Origin of the sequence: Adhaeribacter soli (genome assembly GCF_008727925.1) — a bacterium.
Lineage (GTDB): Bacteria > Bacteroidota > Bacteroidia > Cytophagales > Hymenobacteraceae > Adhaeribacter_A > Adhaeribacter_A soli.
In genome coordinates this window covers 624,265-642,986 of record NZ_VTWT01000001.1, presented here as the reverse complement: position 1 = coordinate 642,986, position 18,722 = coordinate 624,265, and the positions used below count along the sequence as shown (strand labels likewise).

At 47.3% G+C, this 18,722-nt stretch carries 16 protein-coding genes; 12 read left to right on the top strand and 4 right to left on the bottom strand.

The window, feature by feature from the left end; all coding sequences use genetic code 11:
* Positions 1–201: 201 nt before the first annotated feature.
* Positions 202–582 carry an STAS domain-containing protein gene (locus F0P94_RS02580; protein WP_150902128.1) on the top strand — a complete coding sequence of 127 codons (381 nt, stop codon included), beginning with the start codon at positions 202–204 and terminating at the stop codon, positions 580–582.
* A gap of 336 nt (positions 583–918) precedes the next feature.
* Here the strand turns inward: F0P94_RS02580 and cphA are convergent, their stop codons facing one another.
* Positions 919–3,546: a cyanophycin synthetase gene (gene cphA / locus F0P94_RS02575; RefSeq protein ID WP_150902127.1), complete on the bottom strand. Its 2,628-nt coding sequence runs from the start codon at positions 3,544–3,546 to the stop codon at positions 919–921.
* Positions 3,547–4,469: 923 nt separating this feature from the next.
* Between cphA and F0P94_RS02570 the strand changes: the two genes are divergently transcribed.
* The 3 genes from F0P94_RS02570 (at position 4,470) to F0P94_RS02560 (ending at position 8,583) form a co-directional block, all read left to right on the top strand.
* Positions 4,470–6,104 carry a CTP synthase gene (locus tag F0P94_RS02570; RefSeq protein WP_191906887.1) on the top strand — a complete coding sequence of 545 codons (1,635 nt, stop codon included), beginning with the start codon at positions 4,470–4,472 and terminating at the stop codon, positions 6,102–6,104.
* 8 nt (positions 6,105–6,112) lie between these two features.
* The gene (yidC, locus tag F0P94_RS02565; RefSeq protein ID WP_150902125.1) at positions 6,113–7,936 is read left to right on the top strand and encodes a membrane protein insertase YidC; all 1,824 of its coding nucleotides are present in this window, start codon (positions 6,113–6,115) and stop codon (positions 7,934–7,936) included.
* A 143-nt stretch (positions 7,937–8,079) separates the two neighbouring features.
* Entirely contained in the window at positions 8,080–8,583 is a 504-nt protein-coding gene (locus tag F0P94_RS02560; RefSeq protein ID WP_150902124.1) for a DUF6438 domain-containing protein, read from the top strand.
* Between the two features lie 192 nt (positions 8,584–8,775).
* Here F0P94_RS02560 and F0P94_RS02555 read toward each other — a convergent pair whose 3' ends face one another.
* Positions 8,776–10,455, bottom strand: a complete 1,680-nt coding sequence (locus F0P94_RS02555; RefSeq protein WP_225307098.1) for an ABC transporter substrate-binding protein — start codon at positions 10,453–10,455, stop codon at positions 8,776–8,778.
* Positions 10,456–10,522: 67 nt separating this feature from the next.
* On the opposite strand from F0P94_RS02555, the gene F0P94_RS02550 reads away from it, so the two are divergent.
* From F0P94_RS02550 to lepB, 6 genes are all read left to right on the top strand, one after another.
* Positions 10,523–11,203 carry a metal-dependent hydrolase gene (locus F0P94_RS02550; RefSeq protein WP_150902123.1) on the top strand — a complete coding sequence of 227 codons (681 nt, stop codon included), beginning with the start codon at positions 10,523–10,525 and terminating at the stop codon, positions 11,201–11,203.
* Between the two features lie 26 nt (positions 11,204–11,229).
* On the top strand, positions 11,230–12,006 hold the full coding sequence (locus tag F0P94_RS02545; protein WP_150902122.1) for a ParA family protein: 777 nt from the start codon (positions 11,230–11,232) through the stop codon (positions 12,004–12,006).
* A 149-nt stretch (positions 12,007–12,155) separates the two neighbouring features.
* Complete coding sequence (locus F0P94_RS02540; protein ID WP_150902121.1) at positions 12,156–13,061, top strand: ParB/RepB/Spo0J family partition protein; 906 nt, start codon at positions 12,156–12,158, stop codon at positions 13,059–13,061.
* 7 nt (positions 13,062–13,068) lie between these two features.
* Positions 13,069–13,674 (top strand): DUF5683 domain-containing protein, encoded by a 606-nt coding sequence (locus F0P94_RS02535; protein WP_150902120.1) that lies wholly within the window; start codon positions 13,069–13,071, stop codon positions 13,672–13,674.
* A complete protein-coding gene (gene dapB / locus F0P94_RS02530) occupies positions 13,674–14,390 on the top strand; it encodes a 4-hydroxy-tetrahydrodipicolinate reductase (RefSeq protein ID WP_150902119.1) in 717 nt (238 codons plus the stop codon). The genes F0P94_RS02535 and dapB overlap by 1 nt, the downstream gene beginning before the upstream one ends.
* 10 nt (positions 14,391–14,400) lie before the next feature.
* Positions 14,401–15,501: a signal peptidase I gene (gene lepB / locus F0P94_RS02525; RefSeq protein ID WP_150902118.1), complete on the top strand. Its 1,101-nt coding sequence runs from the start codon at positions 14,401–14,403 to the stop codon at positions 15,499–15,501.
* Between the two features lie 255 nt (positions 15,502–15,756).
* Here lepB and ung read toward each other — a convergent pair whose 3' ends face one another.
* Positions 15,757–16,419, bottom strand: coding sequence for a uracil-DNA glycosylase (ung, locus tag F0P94_RS02520; RefSeq protein WP_150902117.1), 663 nt, complete (start codon positions 16,417–16,419; stop codon positions 15,757–15,759).
* A gap of 119 nt (positions 16,420–16,538) precedes the next feature.
* On the opposite strand from ung, the gene apaG reads away from it, so the two are divergent.
* Together apaG and F0P94_RS02510 are read left to right on the top strand one after the other, a co-directional pair.
* Positions 16,539–16,925, top strand: coding sequence for a Co2+/Mg2+ efflux protein ApaG (apaG, locus tag F0P94_RS02515; RefSeq protein WP_150902116.1), 387 nt, complete (start codon positions 16,539–16,541; stop codon positions 16,923–16,925).
* Between the two features lie 7 nt (positions 16,926–16,932).
* Complete coding sequence (locus F0P94_RS02510; RefSeq protein ID WP_150902410.1) at positions 16,933–17,718, top strand: O-methyltransferase; 786 nt, start codon at positions 16,933–16,935, stop codon at positions 17,716–17,718.
* Positions 17,719–17,839: 121 nt separating this feature from the next.
* Here F0P94_RS02510 and kdsA read toward each other — a convergent pair whose 3' ends face one another.
* On the bottom strand, positions 17,840–18,646 hold the full coding sequence (gene kdsA / locus F0P94_RS02505; RefSeq protein ID WP_150902115.1) for a 3-deoxy-8-phosphooctulonate synthase: 807 nt from the start codon (positions 18,644–18,646) through the stop codon (positions 17,840–17,842).
* Positions 18,647–18,722 lie beyond the last annotated feature (76 nt).

Here is an 18,722-nt window from a genome sequence, read left to right as displayed (position 1 = left end):
TTAGCCTAGAAATAATTCCGGTTTCACAATATTTTACAAAAAGGTATTCTAACAATTATGCATTTTGGAGTTTAATTAAGATACAATCCGCTGCTAGCAGCCCTTTTACCGGAGCCGGAAACAATGGTTTTCCGCTCTGAAATTAACCGGGCACGCACAACGCCGAAATGAAAACAGACGCCACCATTAAACCAGGCAACAATGAAGATCGAGACCGAGAAGCTGGAAAATATTAGCATTGTAAAACTTTACGGCGAACTGGATGCCAGCAATGCCGTGAAGGTAGATCAGACCCTGAGTTTGTTGATCAGCGAAAAACCCAGCCAGATCTGGATAGACGGGACTCAGATCAATTACATTTCTTCGGCAGGGCTGGGCGTTTTTCTCTCCCACCTGCAAACGCTTGCCGAAGAAAAGATTGAGTTGCTGTTTTTCGGGCTCAATACCAAGATCAAACACGTTTTCGCAATTCTGGGCCTCGATACGCTTATTCCTATTGTACACAGCCGGGAAGAAGCAGAGACCTATATTGCCATCCAACCGAACGCCGACCTGCAGGAGGAGCCCCGGAAAGAAGCCTGAGTTTTCCGGTCGTAAACCCTATCGTTTTAATTCGTTTTCAGACATAAATATTTTCATTCAAAGTAAAAAGACATTAGTATCTTGATATTAGTATCTGGACTAAAAATATATAAAAGTTTATATGCAGGAGATTGCCTAATTAAAGTTCCTTGAAAATTATACGGTTATTTTAGTCTTGCTACTTAATATAGAATTCTCACCCAGGAACCTTTGCAAAAGCCCGTAATTTCCTTTCCCGAACGGTATTCCTGAAAGCCAAAAAAACAAGGAGATAAAAAAACCGCCCCTACCCAGGAACGGCCTTTCCGATCAATCAATCAAACAAATAAATTCTTTTTAATCTACCAGCACCCGGCGGTCCTGAATCGTTTTGAAATTCTCTACCATTTTAATAGCTTCGGAAACATCGTCGGTAAAGATGGAAACAAATGAACCGCGTTTGGCATGTTCCAGGCTGAAGGCAATGGCTCTCATTTCGTTGCTGATCTCAAACACCTTTTTATTCGGATCCACTTCTTCAATTCCTTCCTTAATCAGCGTATTCAGTTCCTCGCCGGTTCTTCCGCGCAGGTCCCGGTCATGGCGGATAATGATTTCATCGAAGAATTCAGCGGCCAGCCTTCCAAGCTCGCGGGTGTCTTCGTCGCGGCGGTCGCCGATGCCGGCAATTACCCCGATCTTAGTGGTGGCGTCGGTGCGCTTCAGGAATTCCCCAACGGCTCTTAAACCGGCGGCATTATGCGCATAATCTACCAGCACTTCAAAGTTCGGGAACTGGAACAGGTTCATTCGTCCCGGAGTTTTAGAAGCCGAAGGAATGAAAGTACGTAGTGCCATTTTAATATCGTCGATATCGAACTTGCTAACGTAACCGGCCAATACTGCTGCCAGCACATTCTGAATATTAAACAAGGCACGGCCGCCAAAAGTTAACGGAATATCGGCCGCGCGGTCTATCCGGATCTTGTAGGTATTTTTATAAATACTGATGTAGCCGTTCTCATAAACTGCCGCCAGGCCGCCTTTGGCAATATGTTCCAGAATGCGCGGATTTTCTTCGTCCAGGCTAAAAAATGCTACCTTGCAATCGAGCCCATCGGCCATTTTATAGGTGTGGTCGTCGTCAGCATTCAGTACGGCATACCCGTCTTTGTGGACCGTGCGCGGAATTACCGATTTCACCTTGGCCATGTCTTCCACCGTGTTAATGCCACCCAGGCCCAGGTGGTCGGCCGCTACGTTCGTTACTATGCCTACGTCACAAGTCCGGAAGCCTAAACCCGAACGTAACATACCGCCGCGGGCGCATTCCAGCACGGCAAAATTCACGGTCGGGTCCCGAAGCACAAATTCCGTACTTACCGGTCCGGTGGTATCGCCTTTCACCAACCGTTTTTCCTGAATGTAAATGCCGTCGGTGGTGGTAAAGCCTACGCGGTAGCCCATGTATTTCACCATGTGGGCAATAAGGCGCGAAGTAGTGGTTTTGCCGTTGGTACCCGTAATGGCAACGATCGGAATACTTGGCTTGCAGGTTGCCGGGAAAAGCATATCGATCACGGGCTCGGCCACATTGCGCGCCAGCCCTTCGGTCGGCGAAATGTGCATCCGGAAACCCGGCGCTGCATTCACTTCAATTACGGCCCCGCCGGCTTCGTTCAGCGGAATGGCAATATCGGTGGTCATTACGTCTATGCCGCAAACATTCAGGCCAATAATACCGGCAATCCGTTCGGCCATTAAAATGTTGTATTCGTCGCACAGGTCGGTTACATCCATCGCCGTACCACCGGTGCTCAGGTTAGCGGTGGTTTTCAGGAAGAGCTCCTCCCCGGCCGGAATTACGCTGTCTAAAGTCAAGCCCTTATTTTCCAGGATCATTTCCGTGTCCTTATCGATGTGGATCATGGTGAGCTCCTTCTCGTGGCCTACCCCACGGCGAGGATCCTTGTTAACCTCTTCGATCAGTTCCCGGATGGTGGAGATTCCGTTGCCGGTTACAGCCGCCGGCGTGCGTTTGGCAGCGGCTACAAACTTGCCGTTTATTACCAGCAAACGGTAGTCGTAACCCGCAATAAACCGCTCTACAATAACCGCTTTGGAGTATTTCTGAGCTTCTTTAAAGCCGGTTAAGGCATCTTTGTACTGGTTGATGTTGATGCTGGCGCCTTTTCCCTGATGGCTGTCGAGTGGTTTGGTAACCAGCGGGTAGCCTACCTTTTCAATGGCGTCATCTAGCTCTTTTTCGTCGTAAATAATTACTCCATGCGGTACCGGCACCCCCGAATCATGCAGCATGCGTTTGGTCAGGTCCTTATCGCCGGCAATTTCTACGGCAAACATGCCGGTACTGCAGGTTAAAGTACCCTGAATGCGTTTCTGGTTTACGCCGTAGCCCAGCTGAATAATGGAAGTATCGGGAATGGTCAGGTAAGGAATACCCCGGCTAACGGCTTCGTCTACAATAGATTGAGTGCTTGGTCCAAAGTGGGCGGATTCGCGAATTTCGTGTAATTCTGCCACTTCTTTCTGAACATCGTAGTGCTCATTGGCAACCAGGGCCCTGGTAACGCGGATGGCAGCATTGGCGGCATATTCCCCGGCTTGTTCTTCCTGGTAAGAAAAAATTACGGTGTACGTTCCCGGCTCTTCGGCCGGACAGGATCGGCCATATCCGCTGTCCATGCCGGCCATGGTTTGCAACTCGAGGGCAACGTGCTGAATAACTTTGCTGAGATCGGTGCCTTCACGGACTTTTTTAAAGAAACCACCGTCAATATCTTCGGTAGAACGGTGCTTGTACATTCCCGGAAACCAGGCCTCGAGGCGATCGGCAAAGCCGGGTATTTCATTTGTTTTTACTTCTGCAACGTTCCCTAAATCAACTTTTAATACGATAATCTTAGGATGTTTAACCGACCAATAGTTCGGTCCGCGCATAATGCGCTGTTCTACAACTTTCATGAAGAGTGATTTGTAATGGTGTTCGTGTGGTGATGCGTTTATGTGAATTTTTCACGCGGTACGGCAGTTTCTGATTCCGGGTTTTACCTTTTTGCCGAAAATAAATACCATTTTTCTAATATTATACCACTACCGCAACCTTACGGTTACAGCCTTAACTAAGTTTCCGTATTACCCGCCAAAAAAACCGTATTAGCCTTGGTGATTTGAAAATTTGGAGATTTGAAGATTTGAAAATGGGGTAATGTGCTAATTTGCTAATGTGCTGATTTGATAATGTGTTAATGTGTTGATCTGGTAATTTGGGAATTGATAATTATGCCAATAGCTGGGTTTTCTAATTTGGGAAAGGCTGATTTAAATTATTTGGTCATCCCGAGCGAAGCCGAGGGAACTTATAAAGCCGCCTATTTAAAATAAACGGTAAGACAAATCTTGCTACGCTCGCTTTGTCATTGTAATCTCCATAAGTTCCCTCAACGTTGTTCGGGATGACGCAATAAAGTACCTAAAACTGATCTATCGTGTTTTCATCAACTTATAAACTAGTACACAGTCTATTTAAAATATAGAATTTGCTTGACGGGATTTGTAATCCCGTCTTAACAGAGCCGTGGGATTTGTAATCCCACTCTCTAAAAATTAACTTCACTATGCTCTAAAAGCACCTGAAACTTTCTTTAACTTTCTGATAAAATACTGTAACGGTTTTTTCTCAATTACTAAGGGGGTATTTTTTAGGAAAGATTTAAATCAAAAGGCCGGTTTTTGTCTGGCTACGATCCTTATTCGGCGAAAGGAATATTAATTTTCCCGGAAACAGGATATTATACCAGTACAGGCGTCCTCGCAATTAAAAGTAATTTCGGGTTATTTCGGATTTAAAGGTTAACTTTGCAGTCCATAAGACAAACAGCAAACTTGTGGCTTCAAAATTCATTTTCGTAACCGGCGGTGTTACATCTTCCTTAGGTAAAGGCATCATTTCAGCATCCCTGGCTAAACTTCTGCAAGCCAGAGGCTTTTCCGTAACCATTCAGAAATTCGACCCCTATATTAACATCGATCCGGGCACGCTAAACCCGTACGAACACGGCGAATGTTTCGTTACCGACGACGGAGCCGAAACCGACCTGGACCTGGGGCATTACGAACGTTTCTTAAACATTCCTACCTCCCAGGCCAATAACGTTACTACCGGCAAAATTTATAACCACGTAATTACCCAGGAACGCCAGGGCGCTTACCTGGGAAAAACCGTACAGGTAGTTCCTCATATTACCGACGAAATTAAACGGCGGATGCTGCTTTTAGGCCAGACCGGCGAATTTGACGTGGTAATTACCGAAATAGGCGGTTGCGTAGGCGATATCGAATCATTGCCATTCATTGAATCGGTACGGCAGCTCCGCTGGGAACTGCCGCCGAACGATTCCCTGGTAATTCACCTTACCTTGCTCCCTTACCTGAAAGCGGCCGGCGAACTGAAAACCAAGCCTACCCAGCACTCGGTTAAAGCGCTTTCCGAAGCCGGCGTAAATCCGGACATCCTGGTTTGCCGCTCCGAATACCCGATCCCGAGCGAAATGCGCAAGAAGATCGCTTTGTTCTGCAACGTGCAGGTTAATTCGGTAATCGAAAGCCTGGATGCGGAAACCATTTACGACGTGCCGCTCCTGATGAAAAAAGAAAAGCTGGACGAACGCGTAATCAAGAAACTGAAACTTACCGGCGGCGCGCAGGATCCGGACCTGGATTCTTGGAAAGAATTCCTTGGCCGCCTGAAAAACCCGACCGAAGAAGTTACCATCGGCCTGATCGGGAAATACGTGGAGCTGCCGGACGCTTATAAATCCATCATCGAGGCGTTTATTCATGCCGGTGCGCAAAACGAATGCAAAGTAAAACTGAAAACCTTCCATGCCGAACTCATCGATAAGGAAACGGTAGCTTCCCAGCTCCAAAACCTCGATGGCATTCTGGTTGCTCCCGGCTTTGGCCAGCGCGGTTTTGAAGGCAAGATCCAGACCATTTGCTACGCCCGCGAAAACAACATTCCGTTCTTCGGCATTTGCCTCGGCATGCAGGCGGCAGCCATCGAATTCGCGCGTAACGTGCTGAATATCAAAGATGCCACTTCAACGGAAATGGAACCTGAGGCCAAAAATCCGGTTATAGATATGATGGCAGACCAGAAGGAGATCACCCAAATGGGCGGTACCATGCGGCTGGGCTCTTATACCTGTGAACTGAAGAAAGGCTCCAAAGCATTTTCGGCCTACGGCAAAAACAAGATAACCGAACGCCACCGCCACCGCTACGAGTTCAACAACAAATACCTGCAGGCTTTTGAAGAGAACGGCATGATCGCCTCGGGCATAAACCCGGAAACCGGCCTGGTGGAAGTGATCGAGCTGCAAAACCATCCCTGGTTTGTGGCGGCGCAATACCACCCGGAGCTGAAAAGCACCGTGCAAAACCCGCATCCGCTTTTTGTGAAATTTATAAAAGCAGCCATTCAATACACCAAAACCAAAAAGAATAGCCTAGTACTTTAATTTAATATATGGATCGTAACCAAGCCGTCGGATTATTCCTTATATCCGCGCTCTTATTAGTTTACATGTTCTTTTTTGCGCCCAAAGACGAGGTGCAGCAAGAGAAAAAGCCGGCCCAGACCACGGCTACCACTACTGCCACGCAACCGGCGGCAGCCCCGCTCGATTCGGCAGCCATGGCTAGCCGTCAGGCTGCAATGGGAACCTTTGGCGCTGCTGCTACCGGCACCGAACAAACGGTAGTATTAGAGAACGAAAACCTGAAAGTTGGGCTTACCACCAAAGGCGGCCAGGTAAACGAAGTGTTGCTGAAAAATTACCTGACCTTTGATAAAAAACCGCTTTACCTGTTCGATAAGGAAAGCAGCGCGACCGATATTGCCTTCAAAACCCGCGAGGGCAAAGAAATTAAGCTTTCGGACCTGTACTTTACGCCAACTCCGGTTTCTACTACCAACGGGAAAACCGGGAAAACGCAGGCAATTTCTTTCCGCGCTACGTTAGGTGAAGGCCAGTATGTGGAACAAACCTACAGCCTGACCGAAGGCACCTTCCTGCTAGGTTATGACCTGAATTTTAAAGGCGTAGAACAATTACTGGCCGCAAACCAACCCCTGACCTTTACTTGGAAAGACCGGCTGAAAAAACTGGAAATGGACCTGGCCCAGAACCGTAACCACTCTTCCCTGAACTTCATGACGATGGATGAGGACGTTACGATCATTAAAACCAACAGCACCGAAGAAGAGAAATCGCCGGAGCCGGTTAAATGGATGGGCAACAAGCAGAACTTCTTCACGGCAGGTATCATTGCTAAAAACCAGTTCGAAAGTGGCCAGTTTACCAGCTCGCTGAATGAAGCCGATTCTTCGGAAGTGAAAACCTTTGTTTCGGCTTTGGCCATTCCTCAAAAGGATGTTCTGGGCGGTGCCCAATTCACGTATTATTTCGGCCCGAACGATTACTCGGTTTTAAAACACGTTTCCGACAAATTCGAGAAAAACCTTGAATTGGGCTGGGGTGTGTTTGGCTACATTAACCGTTTTGTGGTGATCCCGGTGTTTCATTTGCTTGAGAACCACATTGCGAGCTACGGCATTATTATCGTAATTCTGGTACTGCTGATAAAACTGATCCTGACGCCGCTTACTTACAAGTCTTACCTGTCTATGGCGAAGATGAAAGTAATGAAGCCGGAAATAGACGAGATCAAGGAAAAATACGGCGACGACATGCAGAAACAGCAGTCCGAAACCATGAAGCTGTACTCCAGCGTAGGCGTAAACCCGATGAGCGGCTGTATTCCGATGCTGCTGCAGATACCGATTCTGTTTGCCATGTTCAGCTTCTTCCCGAACTCGATCGAGCTCCGGCAGGAAGCCTTCCTGTGGGCGCATGACCTTTCTACCTACGATGTATTTGCCAAATTGCCATTCACCATTCCTTTCTATGGCAACCACGTAAGTATGTTCACCTTGCTAATGACGGCTTCTACCATTCTGTATACCTGGGGAAACAACCAGGTAAGCACCATGCAGGGACCAATGAAGTTCTACAGCTACCTGATGCCGTTCATTTTCATGTTTATTGTAAACTCCATGCCGGCCGGCCTGAGCTTCTACTACTTCGTATCGAACCTGGTAACCTTCGGCCAGCAGGCTGTAATCCGGAAGTTTGTAGACGACGACAAGATCCGCCAGCGCCTGGAAGAAAACAAAACGAAGCTAAAAGACAAAAAGCCGGGTGGTTTTGCCCAGCGGATGCAGGAAGCTATGCGGATTGCCGCTGAAAAAGAAGCTGAAAAAGCGAAACAGAAAAAATCGAAGAAATAATTCTTCCACGAACAAATTAAATGTAAAAAGCCTTTCCGGAATTGGAAAGGCTTTTTTATTTCCGTAACTTCATACATAGGGCTTTGGCAGTTTTGAAACCAAGTTCCTGCAATCCTGTTTTACCTGAAGCAAGCATTTATTATATGAAGCTTTTCCGTCTCCAGCACCTCTTTTTTGCCCTCCTGTTCCCGCTGTTGTTTATCTGGCTGGTTCCGAAATTCGATCCAAACTCCAGCTTGCTTTCGGCGGCCGAAAAAGATAAAACGGTACTGATCTTCGAGAAAAAGCCCTGCTTTGGTTTTTGTCCGGTTTACAAAGCCCAATTCTTCAGCAACGGCAAAGTGGAGGTTAAATACACCCAACCCGGCCAGGAACCGAAAACAACCCATTTCAGGCTGAAAAAAGATGACGTAAAAAGCCTGGTAAAACGCGGGGAAGCAACCGGTTTCTTCCAGATGAAAGACCGCTACGAATCGCTTATCCCTGATTTTCCGGCAAGGGAACTGACCATGTACAAAATCAGCAAACCTAAAAAGGTTACCTACACAGAAGGCGGCAGCCCGGAATTTGAAAGCTATCTGAAAGACCTGGCACATTTGGTAGAATCGAACCTGAACGTAGATTTCGGTCCGCCAAAAAGGGATTAATTTCTAAACGAAAGTACAGAATTCAATCGAGGGTAAAGATTATGGCAGATTATGGCGCAAGCGTCCGCTTGTGCCTGCCTGAATTACTGACCTGCAGTCCCTGCAGCACAAGCGGACGCTTGCGCTATTAAAAATACATACAAAAAAAAAAGCCACTCCTGGTAGAGTGGCTTTTCTGCTTTACAGGCTTTTTTACTTCTTCCTTACCGTTTCCAACTTCAGGGTATTCATCGGATTAGCCATTAAGCCTTCCACATTGTTTTGCGAAAGCATCAGCACTTCGTCGTAGAACAGCACGATAACCGGGCATTCTTCCACCACGATCTTGTCCATTTCCTGGTAGAGTTTCCAGCGTTTTTCGAGGTTCTGCTCCAGTTTGGCCTGTTCGTATAGCTGGTCGTAGCGGGCATTTTTAAAATGGGTTTTATTCGGCCCGGCCGGGGAGAAATTCTTGCTGTAAAACAAAGCCAGGTAATTTTCCGCATCCGGGTAATCGCCGAGCCAGGATTTCATAAAGAAAGCCGAACGGCCGTTATCCGACATTTCCTGGTGCGCCGAAGCCTGGTTTATTTCAATGGCACAGTTCACCCCTACCTCACTCCATTTCTTCTGTAGGTACTCGGCAATTTCTTTATGTTCCGAAACGGTACTTAATTTAATGGAGAAAGGGTTCTGATGATTGTAGCCGGCTGCCGCCAAAAGCTCCCGCGACTTTTTCGGGTCGTAGGTATAGCCTTTTACAATGCTGTCGTTAAAGGAAGGTAGCGAGGCCGGCACTATGCCTGAAGTTCCGGGCTTGCCCAGGCCATTGCGGTAGTACCGGATCATCTCCTTTTTATTGATGGCATAGTTCAGGGCCTGCCGCACCCGCTTATCCGACACTGCCGGCGTCCTCAGGTTTGTCTGGTCGAGCTGGAAGCCGATGTATTCGGTATTGAGGTAGGGCACTTTCTGCACCCGGAATTTTCCGGCAAAATCGGGCTGTAAAGACCCGTCTGGCTGCAGAATAATATCGCGGGTTCCTTCTTTAATGCCGGAAAGAAAATCGAGCTTGCCCTGCTGAAAATTAATGAACTCCATTTTCTTGTCGGTAATAAAAGAGATCTGCACGGCATCGAGGTAAGGCAACTGTTTGCCAACGGCATCTTTTTTCCAGTAATTTGGGTTCCGGTGGAATACCAGCGCATTTCCTTCGTCCCAGAGGTGAAACTTAAACGGCCCCGTTCCTACCGGGTGTTCCCGGAAATCTTTCCCGTATTTCTGAACGGCTTCTTGGGGCACTACAAAGGCATAAGGCATGCTCAATAGCTCCGTAAAAGCAATAAAAGGCTCGTTCAGGTTAATTATTAACGTACTGTCGTTTACCGCTTTAAAGGCCGTATCTGAAACCATTCCTTTAGCCTTTTCCAGTACCTTGCCGCTGAAGATCCAAGCGCCTGTACTCGCGGTGGCCGGATCCAGAATGCGGTAAAAACTGTACACGAAATCCCGGGCAATAACTTTCCGGCCTTTGCCGTTCGGAAATACCGGGCTGTCGTGGAACCTTACATCGGGACGGAGGTAAAAGGTGTAACGAAGACCATCGGGCGATACTTCCCAGCGGCGGGCAATGTCCGGGGCCGGCTTCAGTTCATCGTCCAGGGCAATAAGGCCGTTATAGAGTTGGGTCATGGCCCGGATATTGGCCTGGTTACGGGCAAAGGCCGGATCGAGCGAACTCAGGGCTTCGGGCTGGTTGTAGCGAAAAACGCGCTTTTCGGTTTGCTGTTGTTTTTCGGAATTACAGCTAAAAAACAAGGCACAGATAGCCGCTGGTAACACGCCATTTATACCCAGTTTGTTGAAAACTTTTGTTGAAAACTTTACTTTCAATTCTTTTATCTTTGTGCAAGTTTAAAGCATATTCCCGTTATAACGGTGGATTGAAGCTAAAAATTTTATGGAGCTAACCTATTACGGCCATTCGTGCTTTCTTTTAAAAACCGGCGAAACCGGTATTCTTTTCGACCCGTTCATTTCGCCGAACCCTTTGGCGAAGCACATCGATCTGAAAAGCATTAAAGCTGAATACATCCTGCTTTCGCACGCGCACGGCGACCATTTGGCCGATACGGCTACGCTGGCCAGGCAGAATAACGCCAAAATTGTAGCCCAGCCCGAAATTACCGATTGGTATGCCAAAAAAGACCTTACGGATTCCATCCAGATGAACATCGGCGGCACCTTGCGTTTGCCTTTCGGCACCGTAAAGATGGTAACGGCCGTTCATTCCAGTTCCCTGCCAGATGGTTCGTACGGCGGTAACCCGGCCGGTTACGTGGTGCAGGCCGAAGGTAAAACCATTTATTTTGCCGGCGACACCGCCCTGACCTACGACATGAAAATTATCGGTGAGCAGTACGAAGTAGATTATGCCCTCCTCCCGATTGGCGACCATTACACCATGGGCCCGGAAGACGCCCTGATTGCCGGTGAATGGGTAAAAGCCAAACACATTGTTGCCATGCATTACGATACCTTCCCGCCAATCAGGATTGAAAAGGAAACGGTAGCAAAGTCGGCCAAAAACGCACATAAAGACCTGATCTTTATGGAAATAGGCCAGACCATTACAATTTAAGTTTAAGTGCAGAAGAAAGATTTAAGATGGGAAAAATAATTGCTGTAGCAAATCAGAAAGGTGGTGTTGGTAAAACAACTTCAGCTATAAACCTGGCGGCCAGTTTGGCTGCTTTAGAATTCAAAACCCTGTTGGTAGACGCCGATCCCCAGGCCAATGCCACTTCCGGTATCGGTTTCGATCCGGGCGATATTTCCAAGAGCATTTACGAATGCATGGTAGATGGCCTGAACGTGGAAGACATCATCATTAAATCGAATATAGATTTTCTGGACCTGGTACCTTCGCACATCGACCTGGTGGGCGCTGAGGTGGAAATGATAAACCTGCCGAACCGGGAAGAAAAGATGAAGGAAGCGCTGAAGAAAATTTCCGACCGCTACGACTTCATCATCATCGACTGTTCCCCTTCCTTGGGTCTGATCACGGTAAACGCCCTTACGGCAGCCAATTCGGTAATTATTCCGGTACAATGCGAATATTTTGCTTTGGAAGGTCTGGGTAAACTCCTGAACACGATCAAGATCATTCAGTCGCGCCTGAACACCGACCTGGAAATTGAAGGCATTTTGCTTACCATGTACGATGTGCGCTTGCGCCTTTCGAACCAGGTGGTGGAAGAAGTAAAGCTGCATTTTCAGCAAATGGTGTTCGATACCATCATCCCGCGGAACGTGAAGCTGAGCGAATCGCCGAGCTTCGGTTTGCCGGCCATTTTACACGATGCCGACAGCAAAGGCGCCATCAGCTACCTGAACCTGGCCCGCGAAATTGTAGAGAAAAACGCCGTACTGGCAAAGTAGAAAAGAATATTCGATTGTTCGAGGTTCGATTTTTCGATTTTCGGGAATTCGGACTCTTGTAAACCTGTTGACCTGAATGAGCCATCTTTTCAAATTGAAAGGATTTGGTCGAACAATCGAATATCGAATAATCGAATAATCTAAAATTAATGTCTGAGAATAAAATTCCGGTAAAGAAAAAAGGCGGCCTCGGCCGGGGTCTGAATGCCCTGATCGAAGGCAGTTACGATAAGAAAGTAGATCCTCAAATCTTACACGAAGTAAATACCATCGCAGAGATCCTTTTATCCCAGATCGAAACGAACCCGTTTCAGCCCCGCACGCACTTCGACCAAACCGCGTTAGAAGAACTTGCCGAATCCATTAAAGTTCAGGGCATTATTCAGCCGATCACGGTGCGTCAGCTCGATGCCAATACTTTTCAGCTGATTTCCGGGGAACGTCGTTTCCAGGCTTCCAAATTGGCTGGTTTAGAAACCATTCCGGCCTATATCCGCAAAGCCGACGACCAGCAGATGCTGGAAATGGCCCTGATCGAAAACATTCAGCGCGAAAACCTGAATGCCATCGAGATTGCCTTAAGCTACCAGCGTTTGCTTTCGGAATGTAACCTGAAACAGGAAGAACTTGGCGACCGCGTAGGTAAAAAACGGACAACCGTTACCAATTACCTCCGCCTGTTAAAATTGCCGCCGGATATCCAGATCGGCTTGCGCGACAACCAGATCTCCATGGGTCACGCCCGCGCCTTGATCAACATCGAGAATGTGGACCTGCAGCTGGAAGTTTATAAAAAAGCCGTTGCCGAAGAACTTTCCGTGCGTAAAGTAGAAGAACTGGTACGCAACCTTTCCAAGCCTAAAAAAGAAACCGTAGACCGCGCCGATATTCCGGCCGAGTACGAAGCGGAAGTAAAACGCGTGGAAACCCGTCTTTCCAGTCACTTTGGTACGAAGATTCTCGTAAAAACATCTCCGGAAGGTAAAGGCGAGATCAAGATCCCGTTCGTTTCGACCGACGACCTGAACCGGATTTTGGAAATTCTTAACTACTAACGTTTTTATGCAGGTACGCGCAGCACTGTTTGGGTTATTTACTTTTTGCCTCGTTCATTCTAGCGTTTCGGTAAAAGCCCAAACCGTTTCTGTTCCTGATACTACCACGGTAGTTACCAAAAACGCCGACGTTACGCCCCCGAAAGTCAACAAACCTGGCTTAAGCAAACCTGCACGGGCTGCAATCTATTCTGCCATTATTCCGGGCGCGGGGCAGTTCTACAATAAAGATTACTGGAAAGTACCTGTAGTATATGCCGTGGGCGGAACCCTGGGCTACTTTATAATAGAAAACAACCGGCAATATAAGCGGTACCTCGAAGCTTACCTGACCACGATCGATAACGATCCGAATACCGTTTCGCCGATTCCGGAAACTCAGCAGACCTTGCGCAATAACCGCGATTTTTACCGCCGGAACCGCGATCTTACCATCATTTTTGCTTTTATTGCTTACGGCCTGAACGTAATGGAAGCGAACGTAGGCGCCCATCTAAACGAATTCGATATCAGCGATGACCTGAGCCTGAACGTGCAGCCGGCGGTACAATATGCAGCACTGGGACAGGCGCCGGTTCCGGCTTTATCGCTTAACCTCCGACTAAAAAAATAATGAAAATACTGCTGATCGGTTACGGCAAAATGGGTAAGACCATCGAAGAACTGGCTTTGGCCAAAGGTCACGAAATTGTCGGAAAACTTACCCATGAAAACGCCGGCCAACTCTCCGGATTCAATTCCACCAATACCGACGTAGCCATTGAATTTACCCATCCGGAAGCTGCTTTCGACAATATTTCCTACTGCCTGAAAAACGGGATCCCGGTGGTTTCAGGTTCTACCGGCTGGCAAAACCGGTTTGCCGAAGCTTCGGAATCATGCAAGGAAAATAACGGAAGTTTCTTTTATGCTTCTAATTTCAGCATCGGTGTTAACCTGTTTTTTCATTTTAATGAATATATTGCTTCGCGAATGCAGCAATACCCCGACTATGCGGTACAGATCAAGGAAATTCATCATCTGCAAAAAGTAGACAAACCCAGCGGAACGGCTATTACGGCAGCAGAAGGCATTCTGAAAAGCTATCCGGAGTTGAATGGCTGGGCGCTGGAAGAAAATGCTACTGATGAAAAACTTCCTATCATTTCCGAACGCCTGGAAAATGTAATAGGAACCCACGTAGTGCGTTATGCAACGGCCATCGATGAAATTGAGCTGAGCCATGTAGCACATTCCCGCACCGGTTTTGCTTCCGGCGCACTGATGGCGGCCGAATGGCTGCCGGGCAGAAAAGGGGTATTCGGCATGAAGGACCTGTTGAACTTATAAACCAGAAAATATGAGTGTAACTTTTTGGAAAAAAAAGGATACCAAACCACCCGTTAAAAAAGGCTTCTTCCGGGAATGGGGTGACGCCATTCTGTTTGCCGTAGTAGCGGCTACTTTAATCCGCTGGGCAACCTTCGAGGCATATACTATCCCGACCCCATCCATGGAAAGTTCGCTGCTCGTGGGCGATTACCTTTTTGTAAGCAAGTTGCACTACGGTCCGCGCACGCCAATTACGCCGCTGCAGGTTCCGCTTACGCACCAGACTATCTGGGGTACCAACATTCCCTCCTATTCCGATCTTATTCAGCTGAAACAATACCGCTTGCCGGGTTTTTCCCACGTGAAGAATAACGATGTGGTGGTGTTTAACGTGCCATTTGAAGAGCAGCACCCGCCGGATTTGCGCACCAACTACATTAAGCGTTGCGTAGGTATTGCCGGTGATGTACTTGAAATTAAGGAGATGCAGGTTTACATTAACGGCAAACCGCTGGAAAATCCGGAAGGCATGCAGAATCGCTACCTGATCGAAACCAGTAGCATGCTGGATGCCGACTTTTTCCGGAACCTGGGTATTAGTTTAGCCGGTATTTCGCCGATACAAGGTGGTTACGTGGTAGATTGCACGCCGCAACAAGCCAAACAGTTCGAAGGCATGGATTTTATCAAAGCCATTCACCTCGACAAAGACGTACCCGGCAATGCCGATCCGGAAGTTTACCCGCACGCTCCCACCCTGTTGAAATGGAACCGCGACAACTACGGCCCGATCATGCTCCCGAAAGAAGGCCTGACCATAAAGCTTACCCCGGAAAACACCCCGATTTACGAGCCGGTGATCCGCAAATATGAAGGCAATAAAAACGTAAGCTACGAAAATGGCATTATCAGCTTAGACGGAAAGCCGATCACGGAATATACTTTCAATCAGAATTACTATTTCATGATGGGCGACAACCGCCATAATTCCGCCGATTCCCGCTATTGGGGTTTTGTACCGGAAGACCACATCGTAGGCAAAGCCGTGCTGGTTTGGATGTCGATGGACCCGAATGGTGGTGTTTCCGGCCGCATCCGCTGGAACCGGATCTTTAAAGTGATTGATTAAGTTAAATGGCTAAATTGTTAAATGGTTAAATTGTTGGTTAATCAGGACATAAAAAGAAAAGCGCTGAAATCCTCAGCGCTTTTTTTATGTTTTAGTTTTTAAGGCTAAAATCATAGTGTTTTAGAATTAATAATCGGCAGTTCATAAACTGTTCACTCCGTAGCGTAGGGTTTAAACCCTACGCTACGGAGGAATTGAACGATCAACAATTTAACCATTAAACAATTTAACCATTAAACAATTTAACCATTTAATTCACCAGTCTATTTCCTTTTTGCCATGCTCTTTTAAATAAGCGTTGGCTTTGCTGAAGTGGTGGGTTCCGAAGAAGCCTTTGTCGGCGGCAAATGGGGAAGGGTGCGCGGCTTTCAGGACCAGGTGCTTGGTTGCGTCGATGATGGCGCCTTTCTTTTGCGCGTAGGCGCCCCAAAGCATAAATACCACGTTCTCCTTCAGGTCCGATACTTTCTTAATGGCGGCGTCGGTAAACGTTTCCCAGCCTTTATTCTGGTGCGAACCCGCTGTATTGGCTCGTACGGTTAGGGTGGCATTCAGCAGTAAAACGCCTTGCTCGGCCCAGCGTTCCAGGTTGCCGTTGTCCGGAATTTCCTTGCCCAGATCGTCTTTTATTTCCTTGAAAATATTTCTTAGGGAAGGCGGCGTTCTTATTCCGTGGTTTACCGAAAAAGCCAACCCGTTTGCTTGTCCTTGGCCATGATACGGGTCTTGGCCTAATATTACCACCTCTACTTTATCGAAGGGGCATTCTTCGAAAGCGTGGAAGATTTGTTTGCCGGGCGGATATACCTGAGTAGTGGCATATTCCTGTTTTACAAACTGAATAAGTTCTTTAAAGTAAGGTTTTTCGAATTCGTCCTGCAATACTTTTTGCCAGCTTTCTTCTATCTTTACATTCATAAGCTAGTTTTTACCTTTCACGGATAAATCAGTACCAATTATTTGTTTACCGCGTAATATTACGTAAACTTATCCCGGAAAAGAGCTGTTAAGAAGACAAAATTTTACGCTGCATTTTTATGGATACCCAAACTACTCAAGGCGTTCAAGTAACAGTTACTACGAATTATCTCCCGGACTATTCCAGCCCGGGGCAGCAACATTTTGTTTTCGCGTACAAAATTACCATTCAGAATAACAGCGAGTTTACCGTAAAATTACTCCGCCGCTACTGGCAGATCTTCGATTCTAATGGCACGGTTCGGGAGGTGGAAGGCGAAGGCGTGGTGGGCCAGCAACCGGTGCTCGAACCCGGCGATTCGCACCAGTACGTTTCGGGCTGCAATTTAAAGACCGGCATTGGTAAGATGCTCGGTAACTATACCATGGAACGCCTGGTAGACGGCAAGCAATTCACCGTTAATATTCCGGAGTTCGTTCTGATTGTTCCTTATAAATTAAATTAAAAGTTTGGTGATTCCTTTTCGCCTGGCGCTTCGCTTTGCGCAATACCGGCTTCGCTCTACCCGCCTGCACGGCATTCATTCGCCGTTCGTTTTCGACCTGCAGCATAATGTAATCCTGCACCGCGGCCAATACCATGCTTTTCTGCTCATCGAAGACCTTCGGGCCAACCTGCTGGACGATGACCGGGAAATTTCCGTGAAAGACTTCGGCGCGGGTTCCCGCACAAATGCCGGTTCCGTCCGGAAAATAAAGGATATTGCTAAAACCGCGGCCAAACCGGCCAAATATGCCCAGCTCCTGTTCCGGCTGGTAAACCGCTTTGCCCCGGAAACCATTTTTGAACTCGGCACTTCTTTAGGACTCACCACCGCCTACCTGGCTTCTGCCCGCCGCAACACGACCGTTTATTCCTTTGAAGGTTGCCCGGAAACCGCTAAAATTGCTGCTGACAATCTCCGGCAATTAAAACTCGGCAACGTGCAGCTAATAGAAGGAAATTTAGACGAAACGCTAACCGAGCAGCTAAAAAAAGTAGAGAAACTCGATTTTGTTTACTTCGACGGCAACCACCGCTACGAACCTACCATGCGTTATTTCCGGCAATGCCTGGCCAAAGCCCACGAAGAATCCGTTTTTATAATAGACGATATTTACTGGAGCCCGGAAATGGAACGCGCCTGGAAAGAGATCTCAGCCATGCCCGAAGTTACTGTTTCGCTGGATTTGTTTCAGATCGGTATCGTTTTCTTCCGAAAAAGTCAGGTGAAAGAATATTTTACCATTTGGTATTGAAATCAGACTTTTAGACAATAGATATTAGACTTTAGACCTTCAATAAAAAACCGCAGCATTTAAGGTGCTGCGGTTTTTTATTGAAAAGGCTATTGTTTCAGAAAAATAATTGGAATATATTTTATCTGATCGCCTGCCGGATCTTTACCAATTGGGTCAGAAGGGCTTCCAGATTATCCAGGGCCAGCATGTTGGCGCCGTCCGATTTGGCGGTAGCCGGGGTAGGGTGCGTTTCGATGAACAAGCCATCTACTCCTACCGCAATGGCGGCTTTGGCAATGGTGGCAATTAAAGCAGGCTGGCCGCCGGTAACGCCGGAAGTCTGGTTAGGCTGTTGCAACGAATGCGTTACGTCCATAACTACCGGTACGCCGAAACTTTGCATGATCGGTAAATTGCGGAAATCGACTACCATATCAGAGTAACCAAAAGAGTTGCCACGGTCGGTCAGGATGATGTTTTCGTTGCCGGAATCGCGGAGTTTACCCACGGCAAATTGCATGGCTTCGCCGGAAAGGAACTGGCCTTTTTTCACGTTCACGGTTTTACCGGTTTTGGCAGCAGCTACTAACAGGTCGGTCTGCCGGCAAAGGAAAGCCGGAATTTGTAATACATCCACGTATTCAGCCGCCATGGCAGCTTCCGAGCTTTCGTGAATATCGGTTACGGTTGGCACCTGGAAGGTCTCTCCTACTTTCCGCAAAATTTTCAGGGCTTTTTCGTCGCCGATGCCGGTAAAGGAATCGAGGCGGGAACGGTTGGCTTTGCGGTAGGAACCTTTAAAAATAAAAGGGATCTGCAGGCGGTCCGTAATAGTTTTAATACGTTCAGCAATTTCCAGGGCCATTTCTTCGCCTTCAATGGCGCATGGTCCAGCCATTAAAAAGAAGTTTCCGGATTCTGTATTTCTTAAATTGGGAATATTCATTTTTAGTGATTAGTGAATAATGATTAGTGATTAGTAACTAATGATTAGATAATTAACGTGGCTTTCTGGAATATAT